The sequence below is a fragment of the Planosporangium spinosum genome (assembly GCF_049999945.1).
GTDB classification, from domain to species: domain Bacteria; phylum Actinomycetota; class Actinomycetes; order Mycobacteriales; family Micromonosporaceae; genus Planosporangium; species Planosporangium spinosum.
Genome location: NZ_JBLYUB010000048.1, coordinates 1 through 19,060 on the forward strand (window position 1 = coordinate 1; position 19,060 = coordinate 19,060).

Here is a 19,060-nt window from a genome sequence, read left to right on the forward strand (position 1 = left end):
CAGCGGCTGCACTCTGCGCTCGACTACCGCACCCCAGCCGAAGCCCTCACCGACTACCAGATCCGCATCGCCGCCTGACCAGCAAACCCACGAGGACCTGTCCAAGATCCTTGACACAGCTCACCCGACGGATGAACACCGGTTACTACCTCCCCATGTCGTGAACGGCCCCCGTGGGGCAGCCGTGTCCGCGACCCCTGACACTCGCCACTGAGGACGTTCACATCAAGGTCACCGCTCGTGTGTACACCCTCACCCCGCAGTTACCGCAAGCTCCGTACCTGTGCGTACGCACCTCGGGTCCAGCCGAACTAACGTGCTTCGGCGTACGTACCTCCGGGTACGTACCTGTGCGCAAAGGCAAACAAAACGTCCACGCTAGGTGTCGGCTAGCCGACAGATCAGCAGCTATCGATCACGGCTACGCCTCCCGAAAATTGGGGGCACGAGAAAGGTGGACCGCGCGATGAGCGACCTGGACCGATCCACCAGCCGAACCCTGATGCTGCTCGCGCAGCCCGGCGCCTACGAGGCCCTCCTCGCCATGCACACCCGCGGCGGCACCGCCACCTTCACCGAGATCGCCACGAAGACACGTCAACCGCTCGCCTTGATGCGCTCGATGGCGTCCGAGGGGTTCGTCGTCAGCCCCGCCTGCGGCACGCTGGACGTCGATCCCCACGGCGACACCCGCTTCTGCCTGACCGCCAAGGGCGAGGCCGTACTCGGTCACCTCGTGCGGTTACAACAATGGATCAACACGCGCGACTGCTGAGCACCACCGGCTCCGGGTCCGCATAGCAAACTAAGACGCGGAACTCCTCAAACGGGTCGGCCACACCGTTACCGACGATCGAAGTCGCCCTCGATGGTCACAGTAGATATCGGACTGACCTGCCCAAAAATTGACAGCCGGACATTTGTTCCACCACATAGACTCTGGTACTCGCGAGTCGGGCGCTCGTGATCGGGGGAGGTGAGCCGCGCTGACAAACGACCTCGAAGACATCTTGAAGATCGCGTCCCGGAAGCTGACCGTCGCCATCCTGACCGCCCTCAGAGAAGGGCCGCTTCGCTACTCCCAACTGCACCACGCCGTCTCACAGGCAAGCACCGAGGTGGTGCATTCCCGCACACTGACCGGCACCCTGACCTACCTCCGCGAGGAAGGGTTGGTCGAACACCACGAGGATGCCAACGGGGCCGACTACCGACTCACGGTCGGCGGCACCGAGCTAGTCGATCTTCTTGACGAGATCCGGCGATGGTGCCGGCAGCACCGCGACCACGGAGGCCAGTAACGCAAACGTCCGACATGCACGCTGCACTCGTGGTAGGCGCGGCGTTGACTGGCGGACTCGCCGGCATCCCAATGGCGTCCATCGCGTACGCCGCACCGGCGCACGGCAGACTTCGCATACCCGACCGCTGGTGGCGGGGCGCGCCCGCGTGCCCCGCCACCGTGGCTGCCGTTGCAACTCTCACCAGCGCGGTGGCCGGGCTCATCGGCGGTCTCCTCCCGTTGTCGCCAGCCCTGCCCGCATTCTGGATCTTCGCCGTTCTCGGAGTCGGCCTAGCGATTATCGACGTGCGACAGCGTCGCCTGCCGCACGCCCTGACCGGCACCTTGTGGGCCACCTCCGTCCTGTGCTTCGCCACTACGGCGACGCTCACCGGGAACGTCAGCCCGCTCCTGCGCGCCCTCATCGCGGGCTTGGTCGCCAGTACGGCCTTGCTCATCGTCGCATTGGCCCTGCCTGGGCAGCTCGGCCTCGGCGACGTGACGCTCGCGGGGGCGATCACGCTCAATCTCGGCTGGCTGAGCTGGCAAGCCACGGCCACCGGATTCCTCGGCGGGCTCGTGATCCAAGGCTTCGTGGGCCTCGCCGCCAAGGTGCGAACCCGCAGCAATAACGCGGTACCGATGGGGCCTGCCCTCGTTGCTGGCTGGCTCGCGGGGCTTCTGCTCCTGCAGGCCCATTAGCGGCTGGCTGCCGGCCCGCGTGGGGGCATTGTTGGCGATCCCCGATGGCGCGAACCGGAACGCCTGGCCTCGGTGTGCCCACCACGGGCGGTCCTCGATGAGGTTCGCTACCAGGCGAGCACCTCACGCTTATAGAACAACTGGCCGGTCGGGCCGTCGTCCGGCAGCGTGGCCAGCCACGCGAAGGTGTCGGCTGCCTCGTCCGGACTTTGCTCCGCCTTCCCGTATGCCAGACGGGTACTGATCTTCCCGGGAGACGCGGCGTTGACCAGAATGTTCTGATCTCGAAGTTCAGCAGCGAGGATGCACGTCAACGCGTTCAGTCCGGTCTTGGACACTCGGTAGGCGACGCTGCCCGAACCCAGCTGTTCAAACGTACTCATGTGAGTGGTGACGTTCACGATGCGGCCGTACTTAATCTTGCGCATCTCGGGTATGGCGGCTGTACAGCAACGCCAGGCGCCCATCAGATTGGCGTCGATGGTCGCTCGGACCTTCTCCATGTCCACGGCGTGCGCGGACTGGCCACGGTCGATGGCGACGGCGGCATTGTTGACCAGTGCGTCAAGGCGTCCGTACGTGAAACCGGTGTCCGCCATCGCGCGCACGACGCTCGCTGGATCAGTGACATCGAGCTGATGCGCCGAGACGGATAGGCCCTCACCACGAAGCTTCGCTGCGGCCTGATCCGCGGCCTGCTCGCTCCTGGCGGTCAACACCACGTGCAAGCCTTGCTCGGCCAGTCTTCGCGCAATCGCGTAGCCAAGTCCCCTGTTGGCCCCCGTGACTACCGCTACCCGCTGTCCCTTTGTGTTCATCCGACTATGCGATCAAACCGTGGATCTGTTCGTCCAGAGCAACCACGGCCGGATGCTGGTGTTTCTTGATCTTGGCGTGAATGCCGGTTAGGCGGTTCTTGTTGCGCACAGACCGAGCAGCAGCAATGTCCGGCACAGCTCGACTCACCAGTTCGCAGGCGTGCTCGACGTCACCTAGTCCAAGAACGCTGTCCGCACGCCAGATGAGATAGGTCGCCCGGTCACGGCGACGCTCCTTCGGCTGCATGGCGAGCGATTGCGCCAACCAGTAGTCAGCCGTCTCGCGGCGTTCCAGCGCGAGGTAGCAGGCCGCGACTTGGGCGCAGTACTCCGACCGGTCGAAATAGCTCGCCCAAGCTGGCGTCGTACCCTTGTCGGCCCGACCCATCGCCTTCTCCGCCGCCCCAAGTAGTCGCTCGCACTCCCGCGCCTCCTTGCGGACAGCATGCGTGCGGGCTTGCCGGACAGTCAGCATGGCGACTACCCGGGCAGGCGCACCCTTGGCACCTTCGCGCGCCGCCTGAGCAAGAGCCAGGGCCTCGTCAGAGCGGTCGGCGTCAACGCGTTGCAGGCTCATGCACTTGAGGATGTTGGCGCCTAGTGCTCGATTCCTGGCCGCATGAGCCGCACGGAGCGCAGCCACCCAGTACCGTTCGGCTGCGGCATGGTAGCCGGCATCAAAGCTCGTCCACCCCGCTATCCGCCCTAGTTCCGCAGCGACGGAGAACGCGCGTGTGCCAAGGCGTTCGGTGTACCTGCCCTTGGCCAGCAAGTCGGTCACCAGCCTCAGCTCGGCATCCACGACGTTGCGGATATGCCCCCCACCAAGCGCGGCGTCCATTTGACGAAGGGCAGGCAGACGCTGCTCCAGACAGGTCACAAGCTCCGCGTCGATGTGCCCACCACGGAGCGCTGAAACCAACTTGGGCGGGTCGATGCTGAGCCACTGGTCGGCTAGGCCGGCGGCGGCCCCGACGCCGAGGATGAGGAAGCCGCGACGATCTAGCACGGCACCTCCCGCCGTCCCATCCAATGCTTGGAGGCATCCGTCCGTCGTCCAGGGCGCACGGATGTTGATCCGTTCACCAACGGGCAACCAGTGTGGCCAGCCCAGGCTGTGTACCAACTCGGCCGGAATGCCAAGCTCAGCGGCCAAGGCAAGTTGTGAGTCCGCATCAGGTACTACTCCCCAGTGTTCCCATCGCCATACCTTCTCTCGGCGGGCGGCACTGTTGCCGATGCGAGTGGCGATCACCTGAGCGAGGTCTTGATACGTCCACCCGCGCTCGTGCCGAACGTAGCTCAGCGGGTGCACGAGCAGCGAACGTTGACCGTTGCGTAGGCGCCCTGCCACCTCGACCTCCCTCGATACCCGAGCACTGTAGTGCTGGCACTCGTGCGGATCGACCCCTTCACGAGGGGGTGGCTCGGCCATCTACAAGAGACAACAACGGGACAACGAATCACCGGTGGACCATTCAGCCCCATGCACGGTTTGCTGTTTTGCATCCGGTCCCGTGTCGATGGCGTGACTTACCGTACAGCGCCTGGGCGGCATACCGGAGCCTGCAATCCGCTGGTTCTCCGTGGGGTGGTGATCTTATGGGTCGACCTGGACCGCCAGACGTCTGGCGGCACAATCACCCACTAAGGACACGCTCGGAAAGCGCGGCGCGTTCGCCGCATCCGGCCTCCCGGTCCGCCGCTGCTGCCTCATGGCCGGCGGCGGGCCGGGCAGTACCGCAGATCCGGCCGACCGCACCAACGCGGGCGCGGCGCGCGGCGGTGGCAGGTTGATGGCCGGTCTGCACGCGAAGGTCCTCAGGCTGACCGGTGAGCTGTACTTCATCACGCACGACGAGTACTCCGGCCGGCCCCGCTCCCGGGCAGCTCGGGCGATTGGGCTTGGTCTGGCCGGTGCGCGCCTGGCGGAGGTGTTGTTCAGCGGCCATCTGCGGCTGGTCGACCGGCGGCTCATCGTGACCGACGCGTCGCCACCGGCGCTTGCTGACCAGTACGCGCTATGCGAGCGGATGTACCACGAGCCGCAACTGGCCGACGTACGGACCGCGCTGCGGTTCTTCGCCCACGACGCCGCCACGGTGGTGGGCGAGCGCCTGGTGGGCGACGGGTTCGCCGAGCGCATGGTCCGCCGACGGCTGGGACGTCCGCCCATCACGGTCTACCGCGCGACCGACCCCAACGACGCCGCCTGGCAAGCGGTACGGCTGGCCCGGCTGCTCACCGAACGGCAGCCGATGACCTGGCCCGATATCGTGCTCGCCGGCCTCGTCCAGGCGACCGGTCTGCTCGGCCACGTGTTGTGGCACGACCGCATCGACGGCGAGGCCCACCTCGACGCCCTGCTGCGCACCGCCGACCCGCCGCTGCGCGACCTCGTGGCCGAGGTCGCGGCGGCCGTGGCCGACCGACTGATGGCCGGCCGCACCTGACCCCTCTTCCCCTACCCCCTTTGGAGATCCCACATGAGTCCGCCCTCCCCATCGGACGGCCCGGTCATCCGGCCCCGCCCGGTGTCCGATGTTCTGGCCGCCGACCGGATCGGTGCCCGTGGCATCTACACCATCGCCTCCGGCGCGGTCGCACCGCTGACCGTGGTAGCCGGTGTGGTCACCACCGCCTGGGCGGTGACCGGCGTCGTCGCCATCCCTCTCGCGTTCGTACTCATCGCCGGGCTGTTGGCCGTGTTCGCCGTCGGCTACGTGGCCATGGCCCGCCACATCACCAACGCCGGGGCGTTCTACGCCTTCATCGCCCGGGGCCTGGGCCGTCCGACCGGCGTCGCCGCCGCCCTGGTCGCCTGGATCGCCTACAACCTGCTGCAGGTCGGCCTGTACGGGGCGTTCGGCCCGAGCGCGGCTGCGCTGATCGCCGACCAGACCGGCGTCCATCTGCCGTGGTGGCTGCCTGCGCTGGTGGCCTGGCTGGTCACCGCGATCCTCGGCGTGCTGCGCGTGGACCTCAACAGTCGCGTGCTGGCCGTGCTGCTCGCCGCCGAGATCGCCTTCGTGATCGGCTGTGACCTGGTCAACCTCACCCATCCGGCGCCGGACGCCTATCGGCACGCCGGGGCCGCGTTCGCCCCGAGCGGACTGTTCGGCCACGGCGTCGGCGCTGGTTTCGCCGTGGCGGTCACCGGCTACGTCGGCTTTGAACTGGTAGCCGCGTTCACCGAGGAGGCCCGGCAGGCCGCCCGCAGCGTCCGAACGGCGGTGTTCGCCCTGCTCGCCTCCATGCTCGCGTTATACGCGATCTCCGCGTGGGCGATGACCATCGCCGCCGGCCCGGCCGGCGTACTCGACGCCGCCGGTACACAGGGCTCGGACCTGCTGTGGACGCTCGCCGGTGACGCGCTCGGCAGCCACCTGGTCGTCGACGCCGGACACGTCCTGTTCTTGACCAGCTTGTTCGCCGCGATGGTCAGCTACCACGCCGCGGTCGCCCGCTACACCTTCGCGCTCGGCCGCGAACGGGTGCTGCCCGCCGTCCTCGGACGCACCAGTGCCCGCTCCAGCGCTCCGGTTCCGGCCTCGCTGACCCAAAGCGCCCTTGCCCTGGTCGTCATCATCGGCTACGCCGCCGCCGGGTGGGATCCGCTGGTGCGGCTGTTCTTCTGGCTGGGCACCTCCGGCGGGTTCGGCGTCCTGCTGCTGCTGACCGCTACCTGCGCTGCCGTCATCGGGTTCTTCGCCCGCCGCCCGCGCCGTGAACCGGTCACCACCCGACTGGTCGCCCCCATCGCCGCATTGGCCGGCCTCGCGACCGTGACGGTGCTGGCGCTGACCAACTACGCCACCCTGCTGGGCGTACCGGCCGCCTCGCCGTGGCGGTGGGCCTTCCCGGCGATGTACGGCCTGGCGATCCTTACCGGCCTGGCCTGGGGCCTGCTGCTACGCGCCACCCGGCGCGACACCTACTACCGCATCGGCCTGGGCCCCCATGCCGTCACCGGCCGCGCCACCACGACCCTCACCGGAGCATCCGCATGACCGCCAACCCGGCTACCGACCACGACATCCATCGCGCCACGCCCGGCGACGTCGACCTGCTCGCCGGCATGGTTGCCCGCGCCTTCCACGACCTGCCGGTCAGCTCCTGGTTGGTGCCCGACCCCGCCCACCGTCGCCGTGTCCTGACCGCGGACTTCGCGATGCTCATCGCGCACGCCCTCGACGCCGGTGAGGTCCACACCACCGCCTCGATGCTGGGCGTGGCCGTGTGGCTGCCCGCCGACCCGACCCCGCCACTGGACATTCCCGACTACGACCAGCGGCTGGCCCGAATCGCCGGCGAGCATCTTTCCCGCTTCAGACAGTTCGACGCCACCCTGCGGCTGGCACACCCCAGCACCATCGCCCACTCCTACCTGCAACTGCTCGCGGTCGAACCCGGCCACCACAACCGGGGCGTAGGCACCGCGCTGCTCGACCACGCCCACCGCAGACTCGACGCCGCCCAGTTGCCGGCCTACCTGGAGGCCAGCTCACTCGACAGCGCCCGGCTATACCGCCGCCACGGCTACCAGCCCTACGGACCACCCATCGTCCTCGGCGAGCGCGCAGCCGAGATGTACCCGATGTGGCGCCCACCCCGGCAGGCCCCAGCCACCCGCTGAGCCGGCGCCGGCCGGGCGTTGCCCCCCGTCAACCCCGACCGGCGCCCCAACGAATGGTGCGGTCACCCAACGCCGGCCAGTTCGCCACGCGACCCCAACTCCACGGCAGGACCCATTAATGATCACCACCACGCCATCCGTGACCGCACTGCGCGGCACTCGCGACCCGTCCACGCTGAGCACGTCGTTGGCGGGCTACGTCGCCGCCGATTCGCACATGCGCCCGGCACACATGCCTGAGGAGGACGGCGTGAAATCGTCCATGTTGATCACTGGTCGATCGGTGTTGGCCCGTAAAGCCGCAGTTCAGCGGCTAGTCGCCCCGCAAATCTCCCCCTAACTCTCCCCATAGAACGGGATTCTGGCCCGGCGGACAGTTCGTGATCGTGGACTCACGGCAAGCGACGCATCGATGCATTGGGCGGCCGAGGGGTCGCGCATCGACGGAGATACCGAGCAGTGATGGCACGAGTAGCCAGGCAGGGGAGGCAACCGATGCAGGCACCGTATCCGTTGGCGGCACAGGCAGCGCCGGGTCCGACGCAGCCGCCACATGCCGCGCTTAGTGATCCACGCGTGCCGTACCCGGACCCCCGGTCCGTCGCCGCTGCCACCGGGCCGGCGGCGGACTGGGCAGCAACACCGCGAACGACCCGGGCGACCGCACCGGTTCACGCCCGTCACGCCGCCCCAGGGCCGCCCGGACGGCCGGCGACCCCGCTACCCAGGCCATCGGGGCACCCGGACCTGCCGGTGCCGTCAGCGACGCCGCCTCGTACTCGATGGCCGCTGCTGGCTGAACTGGCGTTGACCGACACGGTCGTGATCGAGCACGACGAGATCTTCATCGTCAACCGCCTTCCGCCAAGTGATGCGCTCGCGCACACAGTGCTGGATCAGCTCGCCGGCGAAGTGAGCGGCTACCTCCCTCGTCAGGGCTACAAGGTGCCCAACGGTCCTGCCTTGTACCCAATGTGGCGACGACCGGCGGAGGCGGCGTGATGAGGACCGGGTACAGCGGCTCGGGCTTACTCGGCCGGGGATCACCTGACACGTTGTTCCGGCGGACGGAGTACGACGGTCAGCCGAAATGAATCAGTCAATGACCGGGTGAGTCGAGGGGCTTGTCGCGGTGTTGAGCCGTACAGCGGGAAGGCCGGGCCATCCGATCGGGCGGCCCTGATGGAGAGGGAGAGTGCAACCCAGTGAGCGTCGACACGGTGTCTAGCGAGGAACTCCATACCGCGATGGTCGATCAGCTCGTCGCTGATCACGCGGACAAGGGGCTGACGATGCGGGCCGAGGTGGAGGCGGCGTTGCGCGCAATCCGACGCCACCTGTTCACGCCGGATGCGCCGCTGGAGGAGGCGTACCGAGCCGACCAGGCCGTGGTCACCAAGCGGCGCGGTGACGAGGCTGTCAGCTCGGTGTCGGCGCCTTGGCTGATCGCGGAGATGCTGGGTCAGGCGGCCGACGCCGTTGACGGCGGGCTGCTCGGCCGGCACGTGTTGGAGATCGGCTCCGGTGGGTACAACGCGGCGCTGCTGCGCGAGCTTGTCGGGCCGGCGGGTTCGGTCACGACCGTGGACATCGACCGCGACGTGACCGACCGGGCCACGGCGTGCCTGGCGGCGGCCGGCTACGACGACGTGAGGGTGGTGTGCGCCGACGCCGAACAGCCCATCGGCGACGGCCGCGCCTATGACCTGATCATCGTGACGGTCGGGGCGTGGGACATCCCGCCTGCGTGGACCGGACAGCTCGCCGAGACCGGCACGCTGGTCGTGCCGCTGCGCACGTTCGGGATGACGCGCTCGTGGGCTCTGCGTCGGGCGGGTGACCGGCTGGTCAGCCACAGCCAGCGCCTGTGCGGCTTCGTGTCCATGCAGGGTGCCGGCGCCCACGAGATGCGCTATGTCGACATTGCGGCCGGCGTGCACCTGCGGCTGGACGAACTCGGGCAACAGATCGATCCGGCGGCTGTGGGCGCGCTGCTGTCGCAGCCTCCGGCGGTGGAGTGGGCCGGGGCGAGTCTGCCGGCGCGTACCGTCCTGGCCGACCTCGACCTGTGGCTCGCGGCCCGTATCACGGATGCGGGGCAGCAATTCGTGGTCCTCACCGCTCAGCAGGAGGCCATCGACGCCGGCCTCGTGACCCCGGCGTGGCGCTTCGGCACGCCCGCCGCCCTGCATGACGGCAGCTTCTGCTACCGCTCGGCGCTGAGCTGGACCGGCGACCTGTTCGACGTGGGTGCCCGCGCGCACGGGCGCGACGCTGACGCGACGGCCGAGCAGATGGTCGAGCACATGCGCGCCTGGGTGGACGCGAGCGGCCCCTCGCCGGTGCTGCACATCCTGCCCGCTGGTACTCCCGACGGCGACCTGCCGGCCGGGACGGTGCTGGACAAGCGGCACAGCCGCGTCGTCCTCACCTTCAATCCCTCGTAGAAAGGCACGCCCATGAACGAACCGGTCGTCCCCGACTTCACCCTGGACGTCACCCTGGTCGACGCCGGCCCCACCGCGACCGGCTACGCCACCGCCACCGACGACGGCTGCGGCTCGGGCAACACGGGCTCGAACGCCTGCACGACCCGCTGCGACGCTGGCAACTGACCGACCCGCTCCCGCACATCCAGGCCCGGCGTCGCACGGCGCCGGGCCTGCCGACCCCTCGGTGGTGCAGCATGATTCCCGCGCCTGGTGCGGCGCTGATCAGAGTCGCCGCGTATCCGAGCGATCTCAACCTGCCCGGCTGGCCCGACCTGGCATCCGGCGATCCCGACCAGTGGCGCACCTGGCTGGACACGGCGTGGGAGCTGCCACGGTTCGCGGCGGCCGTCACGGCGGCGGCGCCCGAGTTGGCCGCGCAGATCACTCGGACGGTAGCCGGCGAGCCGATCGCCGAGCAGCGGCTACGCCGCCTCGTAGGAGCAGCGGTCAAGTACCTGCTGCGGTGGACTACCCGCGCGACCCCGTTCGGCACCTTCGCCGGGGTCGCTCCGATCCAGTTCGGTGCCCACGCCTCGGTCCGCATGGGTGAGGCTCACCGCGCGGTCGCCCGGCCGGACGGTGAGTTCGTCGCCGAGCACACCGCGCGGGTCGAGCAGGACCTCGCCAACCTGCGCACCGTCGAGGTGGTGACGAACTCGCTCGGCTACCAGCGCGGCGGTCGGTGGGTGCTGCCGTGTGCCCGCGCCGAGGGCGACCGGCGGTGGGACGTCGAGATTCGGCTGACCGGCCCCGTCGAGGCGGCGATCCAGGCGGCACGGTCGCCGGTCGGATTCGCCGACCTCGCCGCGAAGATCGCCGGGGCCGCCGACGTGGCCGCCGCCGAGCGGCTGCTGGCCGACCTGGTGCAGGTCGGGGTGCTGCTGTCGGCGCTTCGGCCGGCGATGACGGTCACCGACCCGGCCGCGCACGCGGCGGACCACTACGCCGTACCGCGTCCCGGTCATCGGATCGCGGTCGACCTGCGCGCCGACGTTGCGGTGACGCTTCCCCCGGCGGTGCTGCGCGAAGCGGGCCGAGCAGCGGCGACCCTGGCGGCAGTGGCGCCACCGCTGCCGGGGTGGGGTGAGTACCATCGCGCGTTCATCGAGCGGTGGGGTCCGGGAGCGGCCGTGCCGGTCCGCGACGTGCTCAACGTGCTGGGGTTCCCGGCCGGATACCGAGGGTCGACCCGCCGCGCCCCGGCGGGCTTCACCGGCCGGGATCGGCTGCTTGGGCAACTCGCGCAGCAGTCTGCGCTCGACGGGTGCGCCGAGGTGTTCCTCGACGACGCGCTGATCGAGCGGCTGCGCGGCGATGATGACCGGCCGCCGGTCCCGCACACCGAACTACGGTTCATCCTCGCCGCCGACACGGTGCGGGATCTGGACCGGGGCGCGTTCACCCTGACGGTGCTCAGCGGGTCACGGCACGCGGGGGTTTCCGCCGCTCGGTTCCTGCACCTGCTGACCCCGGCCGAGTTCGCCTCGTTCCAGCGGGTCTACCAGGATTTGCCGACCACCCAACCGGGTGCGGTCCCCGTGCAACTGTCCGGCCCTCCGTTGGACGCCCGCCTCACGGCGGTGGCCCGCACGCCCGAGCTGCTGCCGGTGCTTCCGATCGGCGACTTTCACCCGGCACCGCCGTGGACGGTGGAGGATCTGGCAGTGACCGGCGACGGCCGGCGGCTGTGGCTGGTGTCGCAGAGCAGCGGCCAGCCCGTCGAGCCGCTGTTGTGCAACAGCGTCCTGCTGCCCTCCCTGCAACAGCCGCTGATGCGGCTCCTCGCCGAGATCTGGATCGCGTGGAGTGCGCCATGCAGCCGGTTCGAGTGGGGCCACGCGGCCGGTCTACCGTTCCTGCCCCGCCTGCGGCGCGGACGCACCATCGTGCACCCGGCCCGCTGGGTCATCGAGCGCGCCGCCCTGCCCGGCCGGACCGCCGGCGGGTCGCAATGGCGCGACGCCTGGCAGCGGCACCACCACCGGCGGCATCTTCCGCAGCACGTCCTGCTCGGCGGCGACGACGTGCGGCTGCGCCTGGACCTGGACGATGCTGCGCACCTATCGGTACTGCGCGAGCACCTCGATCGGCACGCCCGCACCGTGATCACCGAGGCGCCCGGCCCGGCGGGCTGGATCGATAACCGACCCGCCGAGCTGCTGCTCACCCTCACCCACCCGACGCCGGCCGCCCGGCCAGCCCGACCGGCCCGGCCCGTCTGCACCATCCAGCACCGACCCGGCCGGTCGCGGTGGCTCGAGGCACGCCTGTACGGACGGCTCGACGCGATCCTGACCGACCTCGCCGGTCGCCCCGCCGACCACCTACCGGCCGGCTGGTGGTTCGTGCGTTACCCGGACCCCGAACCCCACCTTCGACTGCGCATCCCGCTCGCGGACGTTGACCGGTTCGCCGAGACCGCCCGCCACCTCGCCGACTGGGTTGGCGAACTCCACACCGACGCCGCCGTGCATGACTACAGCCTGCACCCGTACCGGCCCGAAACCCGCCACGGCGCCGGGGCCACCCTCGCCGCCGCCGAAGCGGTGTTCGCCGCCGACTCCCGCGCCGCGCTGCGCCGGCTGACCGGCGACCGGCAGGCCATCACCGCCACCGGCATGATCGCCATTGCCGACGGATTCACCGGCGATGGACTGGGCTGGCTTGCCACCCGTGTTCCCCAGCTCACCGGTCCCCGCCTGGACCCCGCGCAGCTCGACCTCGCCCGCAGGCCGTTCTGCGACGAGCACCTGGCCGCAGCGTTGGCCGCCTATCGAACCTTGGCCGAGGGGGACGGACTCGACCCGGACCAGGTCCTCGGCGACATGCTGCACCTGCACCACACCCGAATGATCGGCGTCGACGCCACGTCGGAGCGGCATTGCCTACGGCTGGCCCGTACCGTCGCCCGCACCGCGAACGCCCGGCAAGCGGCATGAGCGCCGGGCAGTCCCTCGCCGACGGTGCGGCCGGCGTCGCCTTGCTGCACATGGAGACCGGCAACTGGTCGGCAGCATTCGAGGCCCTGCGCCGGGCCACCGCCGGTGGCGTGAGCGTCGCGGGCGGCGCGAGCCTCTTCTACGGCGCCCCCGCGCTCGCGTTCGTCCTCGCCGCCACCGACCAGCCGGGGCTCGCGCGGGCGAAAGCGACCACCGCCGAGGGCACCGCCACCGTGACCCGCCAACGGCTCGACGCTGCGCACCGCCGGATCGACCGCGACGAGCAGCCGCACTTCGCCGAGTATGACCTGATCCGGGGGCTGACCGGCCTTGGCGTTGCGCTTCGCCGGCTCGGCTACCACCACCTGCTGCGTCAAGTCTTGGACTACCTCGTCCGGCTCACCGAACCGCGAGGCTCCCTCCCCGGCTGGTGGTGCTGGAACGGCCCCGAGCGCAACCAGCCATCGCCGGTCGGCGGCCACGCCAACCACGGCATCGCCCACGGCATCACCGGCCCGCTGGCATTGCTCGCCCTCACGATGCGCGATGGCATCACCGTTGACGGACACGCCGAGGCGATCACCCGCATCTGCCGGTGGCTGGACACCTGGCAGCAGTACGCCGACGGCAGGGCCTGGTGGCCGCAGACCGTCACCCTTACCGACCTACGCCGGGGCGCCCCGGACCAGCAAGCCCCCCTGCGGCCGTCCTGGTGCTACGGCACCCCCGGCATCGCCCGCGCCCAACAGCTCGCCGCGCAAGCCCTGCGCGACACCGACCGGCAGCACCTCGCCGAGGCCGCCTTCGCCGGCTGCGTCACCGACCCCGCACAGATCCATCGACTCATTGACCGCAGCCTGTGCCACGGCACCGCCGGACTCCTCGCCACCGCCCGGCGCATTGCCGCCGACGCCCTCACCCCGAGGCCCCTCGTCCCCATCGAGATCCTCCATCGGCATGCCACCCCGGACACCGACGAATCCGAGGGGCTCCTCGTCGGCACCACCGGAGCCGACCTCGCCGCCGTCGCCACTACCGCAACCTCGTGGGACGCCTGCCTCCTGCTCGCCTGACGAAAGGGTCCGCCGTGGATGACAACCCGTGGCAACAGATCAACATCAGCTACCCCGGCGATACCCCGCAGGAACGCGAGCGGCGCGCGGTCGACCACCTCGGCCAAGTGCTTCCCGCCGCCGAGGCTGCCGGGCTGATCACCTCGTGGTGGTTCATCCGCAAGGGCGCGTGGCGCGTCCGTTACCTACCCACCGGGCAGCAGGGCAGCCATGAGCGAGCACGCGAGCTGATCACCGAAGGGGCGAGCTGGACCCCCGACATCTACGAACCGGAAACGCACGCCTTCGGCGGCGCCGACGCCATGGACGCCTCGCACATACTGTTCCACCACGACAGCCACCACCTCCTCGCCTACCTCCACCAGCACCCAACCGAACGCCGGGAACGCTCGCTCATCCTGTGTACCGCGCTCATGCGTGCGGCGGCGCTGGACCTCAACGAGCAGGGCGATGTCTGGGCACGAATCGTCCAGCACCGCTCCAACCACCTCAACCAGACACCGGCCCCCGACAGCCGCACGTGGGAAGGCTTCACCGACAGCGTTCGTCACCTGCTCATCGGCACCGCCCGCACCATCGACGGCTGGCACACCGCGTTCGCCGACGCCGGCACGAGCCTCCAACGTCTACGCGAGGCCGGCAGGCTCACCCGGGGCGTCCGTGCCGTCATCGCGCTCCACGTGATCTTTCACTGGAACCGGCTCGGGCTGCCCGCCCCCACCCAAGCCACCCTCGCGCAAGCGGCCACCGAAGCGATCTTCGGCGCCGCACCGACTTCCTCGGGCCAGCACACGCCAGCGGTGAGCCCCTGAATCCCGCCTGCAAGGCACATCCGTTGCAGGACCCCGGGCTCTGCTGACGACAAGGAGTGTTCTTCGTGCCCACGCCCCGCATCAACAACGCCGGTCCCGACGAACCCGCCTCGGCGAACGTCCCGCGACAGACGAGCCGCGTTGCCGACGCCTCCGTGCTGCCGGAACTGCGCAGCATGTGGTGGGAGACCGGCATCCGGGCACGCGCGGAAACCGGACTGCTCAGGGTCTTCGCCGAACTGCCCGGCTTGGTCGCCGAGGCGCTACGGATCAGTTGGCGCGCCGATCGAACCCGCACATCGGTCGTTGCCGTAGCCACCGTCGGCGCGGCCGTGATGTCAACGCTCGGGCTCCTCGCCACTCAGCGGGTGTTGATCGAGCTGTTCGCTGGCGGCCCGACCCCGCAAAAGGTGTGGGCGGCGGCGCCCGCGCTGGCGGCCCTCGCGGCGGCCATCGCCGTGCGCGCTGGTGCCGGCATCGCCACCGGGTACGCGCTCAACGGACTGACTCCCAGAGTCAACCAGCAGGTAGAGAGGGCTCTATTCGAGGTCACCACGGCCGTGCGCCTGGACGCGTTCGACGAGGACGCGTTCGCCGACGATATGGAGCGGGCGTCTCGCGGCAACGAGACCGTGGTGGAGCTGGTGCAGGGCTCGATGAACCTGCTCGCCGGCCTGGCTGGCCTGCTGGCCGTGACGGTAGCGGTCGTGATGATTCACCCACTGCTGCTCGTCGCACTGCTGGTCGCAACCGTCCCCAACGCGGGGGCTTCGCTGCGCGCCGGGCATCTGCGCTACCAGACCTTCCTCGCCGGCTCAGTACGCCGTCGCCGACGCTGGCTGCTGCACCGACTCATGGCCGAGCGGTACTCCGCCGTCGAGCTGCGCTCCTATGGACTACGCCGGTTCCTGCTCGACCAGTACGACCGCGTCATGGGCGCCGAGACCGACGTCCAGCTCGCCCTAGCCCACCGGGTGACCACAACCACCAGCATCGGCTCGGTGATCAGCGGCCTCGCCACCGGCGGCGTCTACGTGCTACTCGGCGCGCTGCTGCTCGACGGGCAGATCCCGCTCGCCGCCGCCGCCACCTGCGTGATCGCCGTGCAGGCCGCCCAGCGGGCACTGTCCACCGTCACGCTGCACGTCGACCGGGTCTTCACCGAGGGGCAGCACTTCGCCGATTACACCGGCTTCATGAGTCGCGCCGCCGACTACCTGCCCGCCGACGCTGGCGCGACCCCGGGCGGAGCGCCCGCTCCGCTGGCCGAGCTTACGGTTCAGGGAGTCACCCTCGTGTACCCCGACCGCGACAGCCCGGCCGTCGCCGACGTCACCCTCACCATCACCGCTGGGCAGACCATCGCGCTGGTCGGCGAGAACGGCTCGGGCAAGACCACCCTCGCCGCCATGATCGCCGGACTGCGCACCCCCACCTCCGGTGCCATCACCTGGAACGAACGCCCGCTCAGCGCCTACGATCCAGCCGAGCTGCGCACCCGCGTCGCGGTAGTCACGCAGGAGTACCACAAGTGGCCCTTCACCGCCGCCACAAACATCGCCCTTGGAGACGCTGACAGCGAGCCCGACGCCGACCGTATTCAGGCCGCTGCCCGTCGGACTGTGGCCCACGACATGATCATTGACTTGCCGCATGGCTACGAAACCCTGCTAGACCGCACCTTCGAGGGCGGCCAGGACCTCTCCGGCGGGCAATGGCAGCGCATCACCGCAGCCAGGGGCTTCTACCGCACCGCCGAACTATTAATCATGGACGAACCGTCGTCGGCCCTTGACCCACGCGCCGAGGATGCCCTGTTCCAGGCCATCCGGGATCGTCAAGGACGGGCCACCACGATCCTCATCACGCATCGGCTCGCCAACGTCCGGCACGCCGACCGGATCTTCGTCCTGCATCACGGCCGCCTGGTGGAGTCCGGCAGCCACAATGACCTCATCGCCACTGGCGGGCTCTACGCCGATCTGTACAACCTCCAGGCCGCGGGCTACCAAGCTTCGGTGGACGCCACCCAACAGCGCGGCGAGCCGAACGATGCACAACCAAGCGAGTAGCTGCCAAGGCGGCGGCTTGTTCCCGGCTGGCGGCGCTGTCATGCTGGCAGCCATCGGTAAGCAACCGGACGGACACGGATGGTCAACGTTGATCCGTGCGCGCCGTCTCTGATTCACTGTCCAGGGCACTACGCCGATTCTGAGGTAACGGCGCGGAGGGCTGACTGATGCCGAGGCGGTCGCCACGGGATGCGCCGCCAAACTCCCTGCTCAGCGAAGCGCGACGCCGAAACGCCTCCCCGAGCGGTTCGGGTCGGCCAATGTCGCGCCAAGAGTTGGCCGAGGCCGTCAATAACTATCTATGGCACACGCACCGTCGCAGAGTTGCCCTTGATGCTGGGTACATCGGCAAGCTGGAACGAGGCGACCACCGTTGGCCCAGCGCGGGGTACCGGGAGGCGTTGCGGTCAGTGCTAGGGGTCGATCGCGACTCGGACCTTGGGTTCTTCATCACCCGGGGACTCCGAGGACAAGGCGCTGACCTCCTGCTTCAGGCGGATATCGGCAACCAAGCAGGTGGCAACGACGTATCCGACGTCGCAATGCACGACGAGATCGCGGACACTGGCGAGATGAAGCGTCGGGAGCTGCTCCGTCTGATCAGCATGACGGGCGCTCTGCTGTACGCATCCCCGGACGACCGCGCGATCGACTGGGAACGGGTCAGCTCCGTGGGCCACGGACGGCACCCGCTAGATCTTGCTGCGGTCGAGGAACTGTCAGCCGTTAACGCACGGTTGTGGGTCGCGTTCGGCGAGGCCGAGGTCAAGGCGGGCGTAATGCCGGTGGCCGAGCAGCAACTCACCTCTTTGATGGCTAGCCTGCGCCGCCCACATCGCCAGAAGGTCCACAAGCGTCTCTGTGCCGTCACCGCTGACCTGCTGCAACTCGCCGGAGAAATCGCCTTCGACACGTGCCGGTATGTCGACGCCGCTCACTGCTACTCGCTTGCGGCGTCCGCGAGTAGGGAGGCCGCGGCATATGACCTCTGGGCCTGCGCGATGACGCGACACGCCTTCATCAGCCTCTACGAACATGAACCGCATCAAGCAGTCCCCATGCTGGACGTGGCGGCATCCCTTGCCGTCCGAGGTGATAGCGCACTATCCACGCGCCACTGGGTCCAGGCGGTCCGAGCGCAGGCTCTGGCCGGGCTGGGTGATCTCGATGGTTGTCAGGACGCCCTCGACGCGGCCGACGAGGTCCACCGGCTCGCCGGACCCGTTCAGAACGGGGGATGGCTCCGGTTCGATGGTTCGCGGCTGGCCGAGGAGCGCGGTACTTGCTACGTCGAGCTGAAGCGGCCGGAGAAGGCCGAGCCCGTCCTGCGGACCGCCCTCTCACAGAGGCTCTCGCCGCGACGGCGCGGCGCCGCGTTGACTGACCTCGCCATGGTCGGCGTCCAGCAGCGCGACGTACACAAGATCGTCATGTACGGCGACGCGGCATTGGACATCGCACGTCACAGCGGATCAGGAGTGGTTGGCAGCAAGCTGCAGGGGCTTCGGCGCCACCTCGGACCGTTCGTCAGCGACAGCCACGTCCGGTACCTCGATGCCGAGATCAAAGCCCTGGCCGGCGCAGCGGCCACGAACTGAAGACCGCAAGGAGACCGAACTGTGAACGAGGAGTCGGCACGGACGTTCCGCGAGGCGTGGATCGCCGGAGTTCGCAAGCACTACCCTGGCGACCCCAAGCCCGGTTATGTGGCGCCGTGGGACGAGACGCCCCAGTGGGAACGGGCGTGCGCCGCTGCCGTCTATGACCAGATCCGGGCCTTCATCGAGACGACGGACGGCGCGGCAACCAAGCTGACCCGCGAGCAGAAGGGCCGGTTCGTGGCGCTGTGCTGGATCGGCCAGATATACAAGCACTTCCCCGACCCGAAGCCGTCGTACGTCGCGGACTGGGTTGACCTTCCTGACTGGCAGCAGGAAACCGACGCCGACATCTTCGAGCACATCGAGAGGCAGCTCACCGCCGTTCCCTGATGCAAATCGATCCGTCGGCGTGGTGGTCGAAGTGGTGAACTTCCAACGGCGTTGCCCGCCGCGTCGGCGATGGTGCTCAGGTACCTCGACCGGCACCCCGCGCCACGTCGCGACCACCTCCGCTGGTCGAGCTGATCTTGCGCCGTTGGGCCTGACGTCACCGTTCGGCAGGTGAAACGACGTGCCGCCGCACGTATGGCCGCCCACGTGACTGTGGCCGGTGTCAGGCGGTCATCTAACGCC

Annotated in this window: 17 protein-coding genes; 15 read left to right on the top strand and 2 right to left on the bottom strand. The window is 69.2% G+C overall.

Annotated elements, in window-relative coordinates:
* Positions 1-466 precede the first annotated feature (466 nt).
* The 3 genes from ACNTMW_RS33290 (at position 467) to ACNTMW_RS33300 (ending at position 1,984) form a co-directional block, all read left to right on the top strand.
* Complete coding sequence (locus ACNTMW_RS33290; RefSeq protein ID WP_426638040.1) at positions 467-775, top strand: hypothetical protein; 309 nt, start codon at positions 467-469, stop codon at positions 773-775.
* A 235-nt stretch (positions 776-1,010) separates the two neighbouring features.
* Entirely contained in the window at positions 1,011-1,301 is a 291-nt protein-coding gene (locus tag ACNTMW_RS33295; protein WP_426638041.1) for a winged helix-turn-helix transcriptional regulator, read from the top strand.
* Between the two features lie 191 nt (positions 1,302-1,492).
* Positions 1,493-1,984: a prepilin peptidase gene (locus tag ACNTMW_RS33300; protein WP_426638042.1), complete on the top strand. Its 492-nt coding sequence runs from the start codon at positions 1,493-1,495 to the stop codon at positions 1,982-1,984.
* Positions 1,985-2,091: 107 nt separating this feature from the next.
* Here the strand turns inward: ACNTMW_RS33300 and ACNTMW_RS33305 are convergent, their stop codons facing one another.
* Both ACNTMW_RS33305 and ACNTMW_RS33310 read right to left on the bottom strand, forming a co-directional pair.
* A complete protein-coding gene (locus ACNTMW_RS33305; protein ID WP_426638043.1) occupies positions 2,092-2,802 on the bottom strand; it encodes an SDR family oxidoreductase in 711 nt (236 codons plus the stop codon).
* Positions 2,803-2,806: 4 nt separating this feature from the next.
* A complete protein-coding gene (locus ACNTMW_RS33310) occupies positions 2,807-4,156 on the bottom strand; it encodes an NsdA family TPR-like regulatory protein (RefSeq protein WP_426638044.1) in 1,350 nt (449 codons plus the stop codon).
* A 442-nt stretch (positions 4,157-4,598) separates the two neighbouring features.
* Here ACNTMW_RS33310 and ACNTMW_RS33315 point away from each other — a divergent pair, with 442 nt between their 5' ends.
* The 12 genes from ACNTMW_RS33315 to ACNTMW_RS33370 all read left to right on the top strand — a co-directional run bounded on the left by ACNTMW_RS33315 (position 4,599) and on the right by ACNTMW_RS33370 (position 18,817).
* Positions 4,599-5,255 carry a GOLPH3/VPS74 family protein gene (locus ACNTMW_RS33315; protein ID WP_426638046.1) on the top strand — a complete coding sequence of 219 codons (657 nt, stop codon included), beginning with the start codon at positions 4,599-4,601 and terminating at the stop codon, positions 5,253-5,255.
* 33 nt (positions 5,256-5,288) lie between these two features.
* Positions 5,289-6,812, top strand: a complete 1,524-nt coding sequence (locus tag ACNTMW_RS33320) for an APC family permease (RefSeq protein WP_426638047.1) — start codon at positions 5,289-5,291, stop codon at positions 6,810-6,812.
* A complete protein-coding gene (locus tag ACNTMW_RS33325) occupies positions 6,809-7,438 on the top strand; it encodes a GNAT family N-acetyltransferase (protein WP_426638048.1) in 630 nt (209 codons plus the stop codon). The genes ACNTMW_RS33320 and ACNTMW_RS33325 overlap by 4 nt, the downstream gene beginning before the upstream one ends.
* 753 nt (positions 7,439-8,191) lie before the next feature.
* Positions 8,192-8,440 (top strand): hypothetical protein, encoded by a 249-nt coding sequence (locus ACNTMW_RS33330; RefSeq protein ID WP_426638049.1) that lies wholly within the window; start codon positions 8,192-8,194, stop codon positions 8,438-8,440.
* 245 nt (positions 8,441-8,685) lie between these two features.
* Positions 8,686-9,885 carry a methyltransferase, FxLD system gene (gene fxlM / locus ACNTMW_RS33335; protein ID WP_426638065.1) on the top strand — a complete coding sequence of 400 codons (1,200 nt, stop codon included), beginning with the start codon at positions 8,686-8,688 and terminating at the stop codon, positions 9,883-9,885.
* Positions 9,886-9,897: 12 nt separating this feature from the next.
* On the top strand, positions 9,898-10,053 hold the full coding sequence (locus ACNTMW_RS33340) for an FxLD family lanthipeptide (protein WP_426638050.1): 156 nt from the start codon (positions 9,898-9,900) through the stop codon (positions 10,051-10,053).
* Positions 10,054-10,124: 71 nt separating this feature from the next.
* The gene (locus tag ACNTMW_RS33345) at positions 10,125-12,869 is read left to right on the top strand and encodes a lantibiotic dehydratase (protein WP_426638051.1); all 2,745 of its coding nucleotides are present in this window, start codon (positions 10,125-10,127) and stop codon (positions 12,867-12,869) included.
* Complete coding sequence (locus ACNTMW_RS33350) at positions 12,866-13,942, top strand: lanthionine synthetase C family protein (protein WP_426638052.1); 1,077 nt, start codon at positions 12,866-12,868, stop codon at positions 13,940-13,942. The genes ACNTMW_RS33345 and ACNTMW_RS33350 overlap by 4 nt, the downstream gene beginning before the upstream one ends.
* Positions 13,943-13,956: 14 nt before the next feature.
* Positions 13,957-14,754, top strand: coding sequence for a thiopeptide-type bacteriocin biosynthesis protein (locus ACNTMW_RS33355; RefSeq protein ID WP_426638053.1), 798 nt, complete (start codon positions 13,957-13,959; stop codon positions 14,752-14,754).
* Positions 14,755-14,819: 65 nt separating this feature from the next.
* On the top strand, positions 14,820-16,826 hold the full coding sequence (locus ACNTMW_RS33360) for an ABC transporter ATP-binding protein (RefSeq protein ID WP_426638054.1): 2,007 nt from the start codon (positions 14,820-14,822) through the stop codon (positions 16,824-16,826).
* A gap of 260 nt (positions 16,827-17,086) precedes the next feature.
* Complete coding sequence (locus tag ACNTMW_RS33365; protein ID WP_426638055.1) at positions 17,087-18,424, top strand: NsdA family TPR-like regulatory protein; 1,338 nt, start codon at positions 17,087-17,089, stop codon at positions 18,422-18,424.
* 21 nt (positions 18,425-18,445) lie between these two features.
* Positions 18,446-18,817, top strand: a complete 372-nt coding sequence (locus ACNTMW_RS33370; RefSeq protein ID WP_426638056.1) for a hypothetical protein — start codon at positions 18,446-18,448, stop codon at positions 18,815-18,817.
* Positions 18,818-19,060: the final 243 nt, after the last annotated feature.

What these genes read in the sequence shown, in the direction of transcription:
- fxlM (WP_426638065.1), top strand. Translation starts at nt 8,686, where the DNA reads ATGGTCGATCAGCTCGTCGCTGATCACGCGGACAAGGGGCTGACGATG.
- ACNTMW_RS33305 (WP_426638043.1), bottom strand. Translation starts at nt 2,802, where the DNA reads ATGAACACAAAGGGACAGCGGGTAGCGGTAGTCACGGGGGCCAACAGG.
- ACNTMW_RS33350 (WP_426638052.1), top strand. Translation starts at nt 12,866, where the DNA reads ATGAGCGCCGGGCAGTCCCTCGCCGACGGTGCGGCCGGCGTCGCCTTG.
- ACNTMW_RS33290 (WP_426638040.1), top strand. Translation starts at nt 467, where the DNA reads ATGAGCGACCTGGACCGATCCACCAGCCGAACCCTGATGCTGCTCGCG.
- ACNTMW_RS33320 (WP_426638047.1), top strand. Translation starts at nt 5,289, where the DNA reads ATGAGTCCGCCCTCCCCATCGGACGGCCCGGTCATCCGGCCCCGCCCG.
- ACNTMW_RS33365 (WP_426638055.1), top strand. Translation starts at nt 17,087, where the DNA reads ATGTCGCGCCAAGAGTTGGCCGAGGCCGTCAATAACTATCTATGGCAC.
- ACNTMW_RS33340 (WP_426638050.1), top strand. Translation starts at nt 9,898, where the DNA reads ATGAACGAACCGGTCGTCCCCGACTTCACCCTGGACGTCACCCTGGTC.
- ACNTMW_RS33315 (WP_426638046.1), top strand. Translation starts at nt 4,599, where the DNA reads ATGGCCGGTCTGCACGCGAAGGTCCTCAGGCTGACCGGTGAGCTGTAC.
- ACNTMW_RS33345 (WP_426638051.1), top strand. Translation starts at nt 10,125, where the DNA reads ATGATTCCCGCGCCTGGTGCGGCGCTGATCAGAGTCGCCGCGTATCCG.
- ACNTMW_RS33325 (WP_426638048.1), top strand. Translation starts at nt 6,809, where the DNA reads ATGACCGCCAACCCGGCTACCGACCACGACATCCATCGCGCCACGCCC.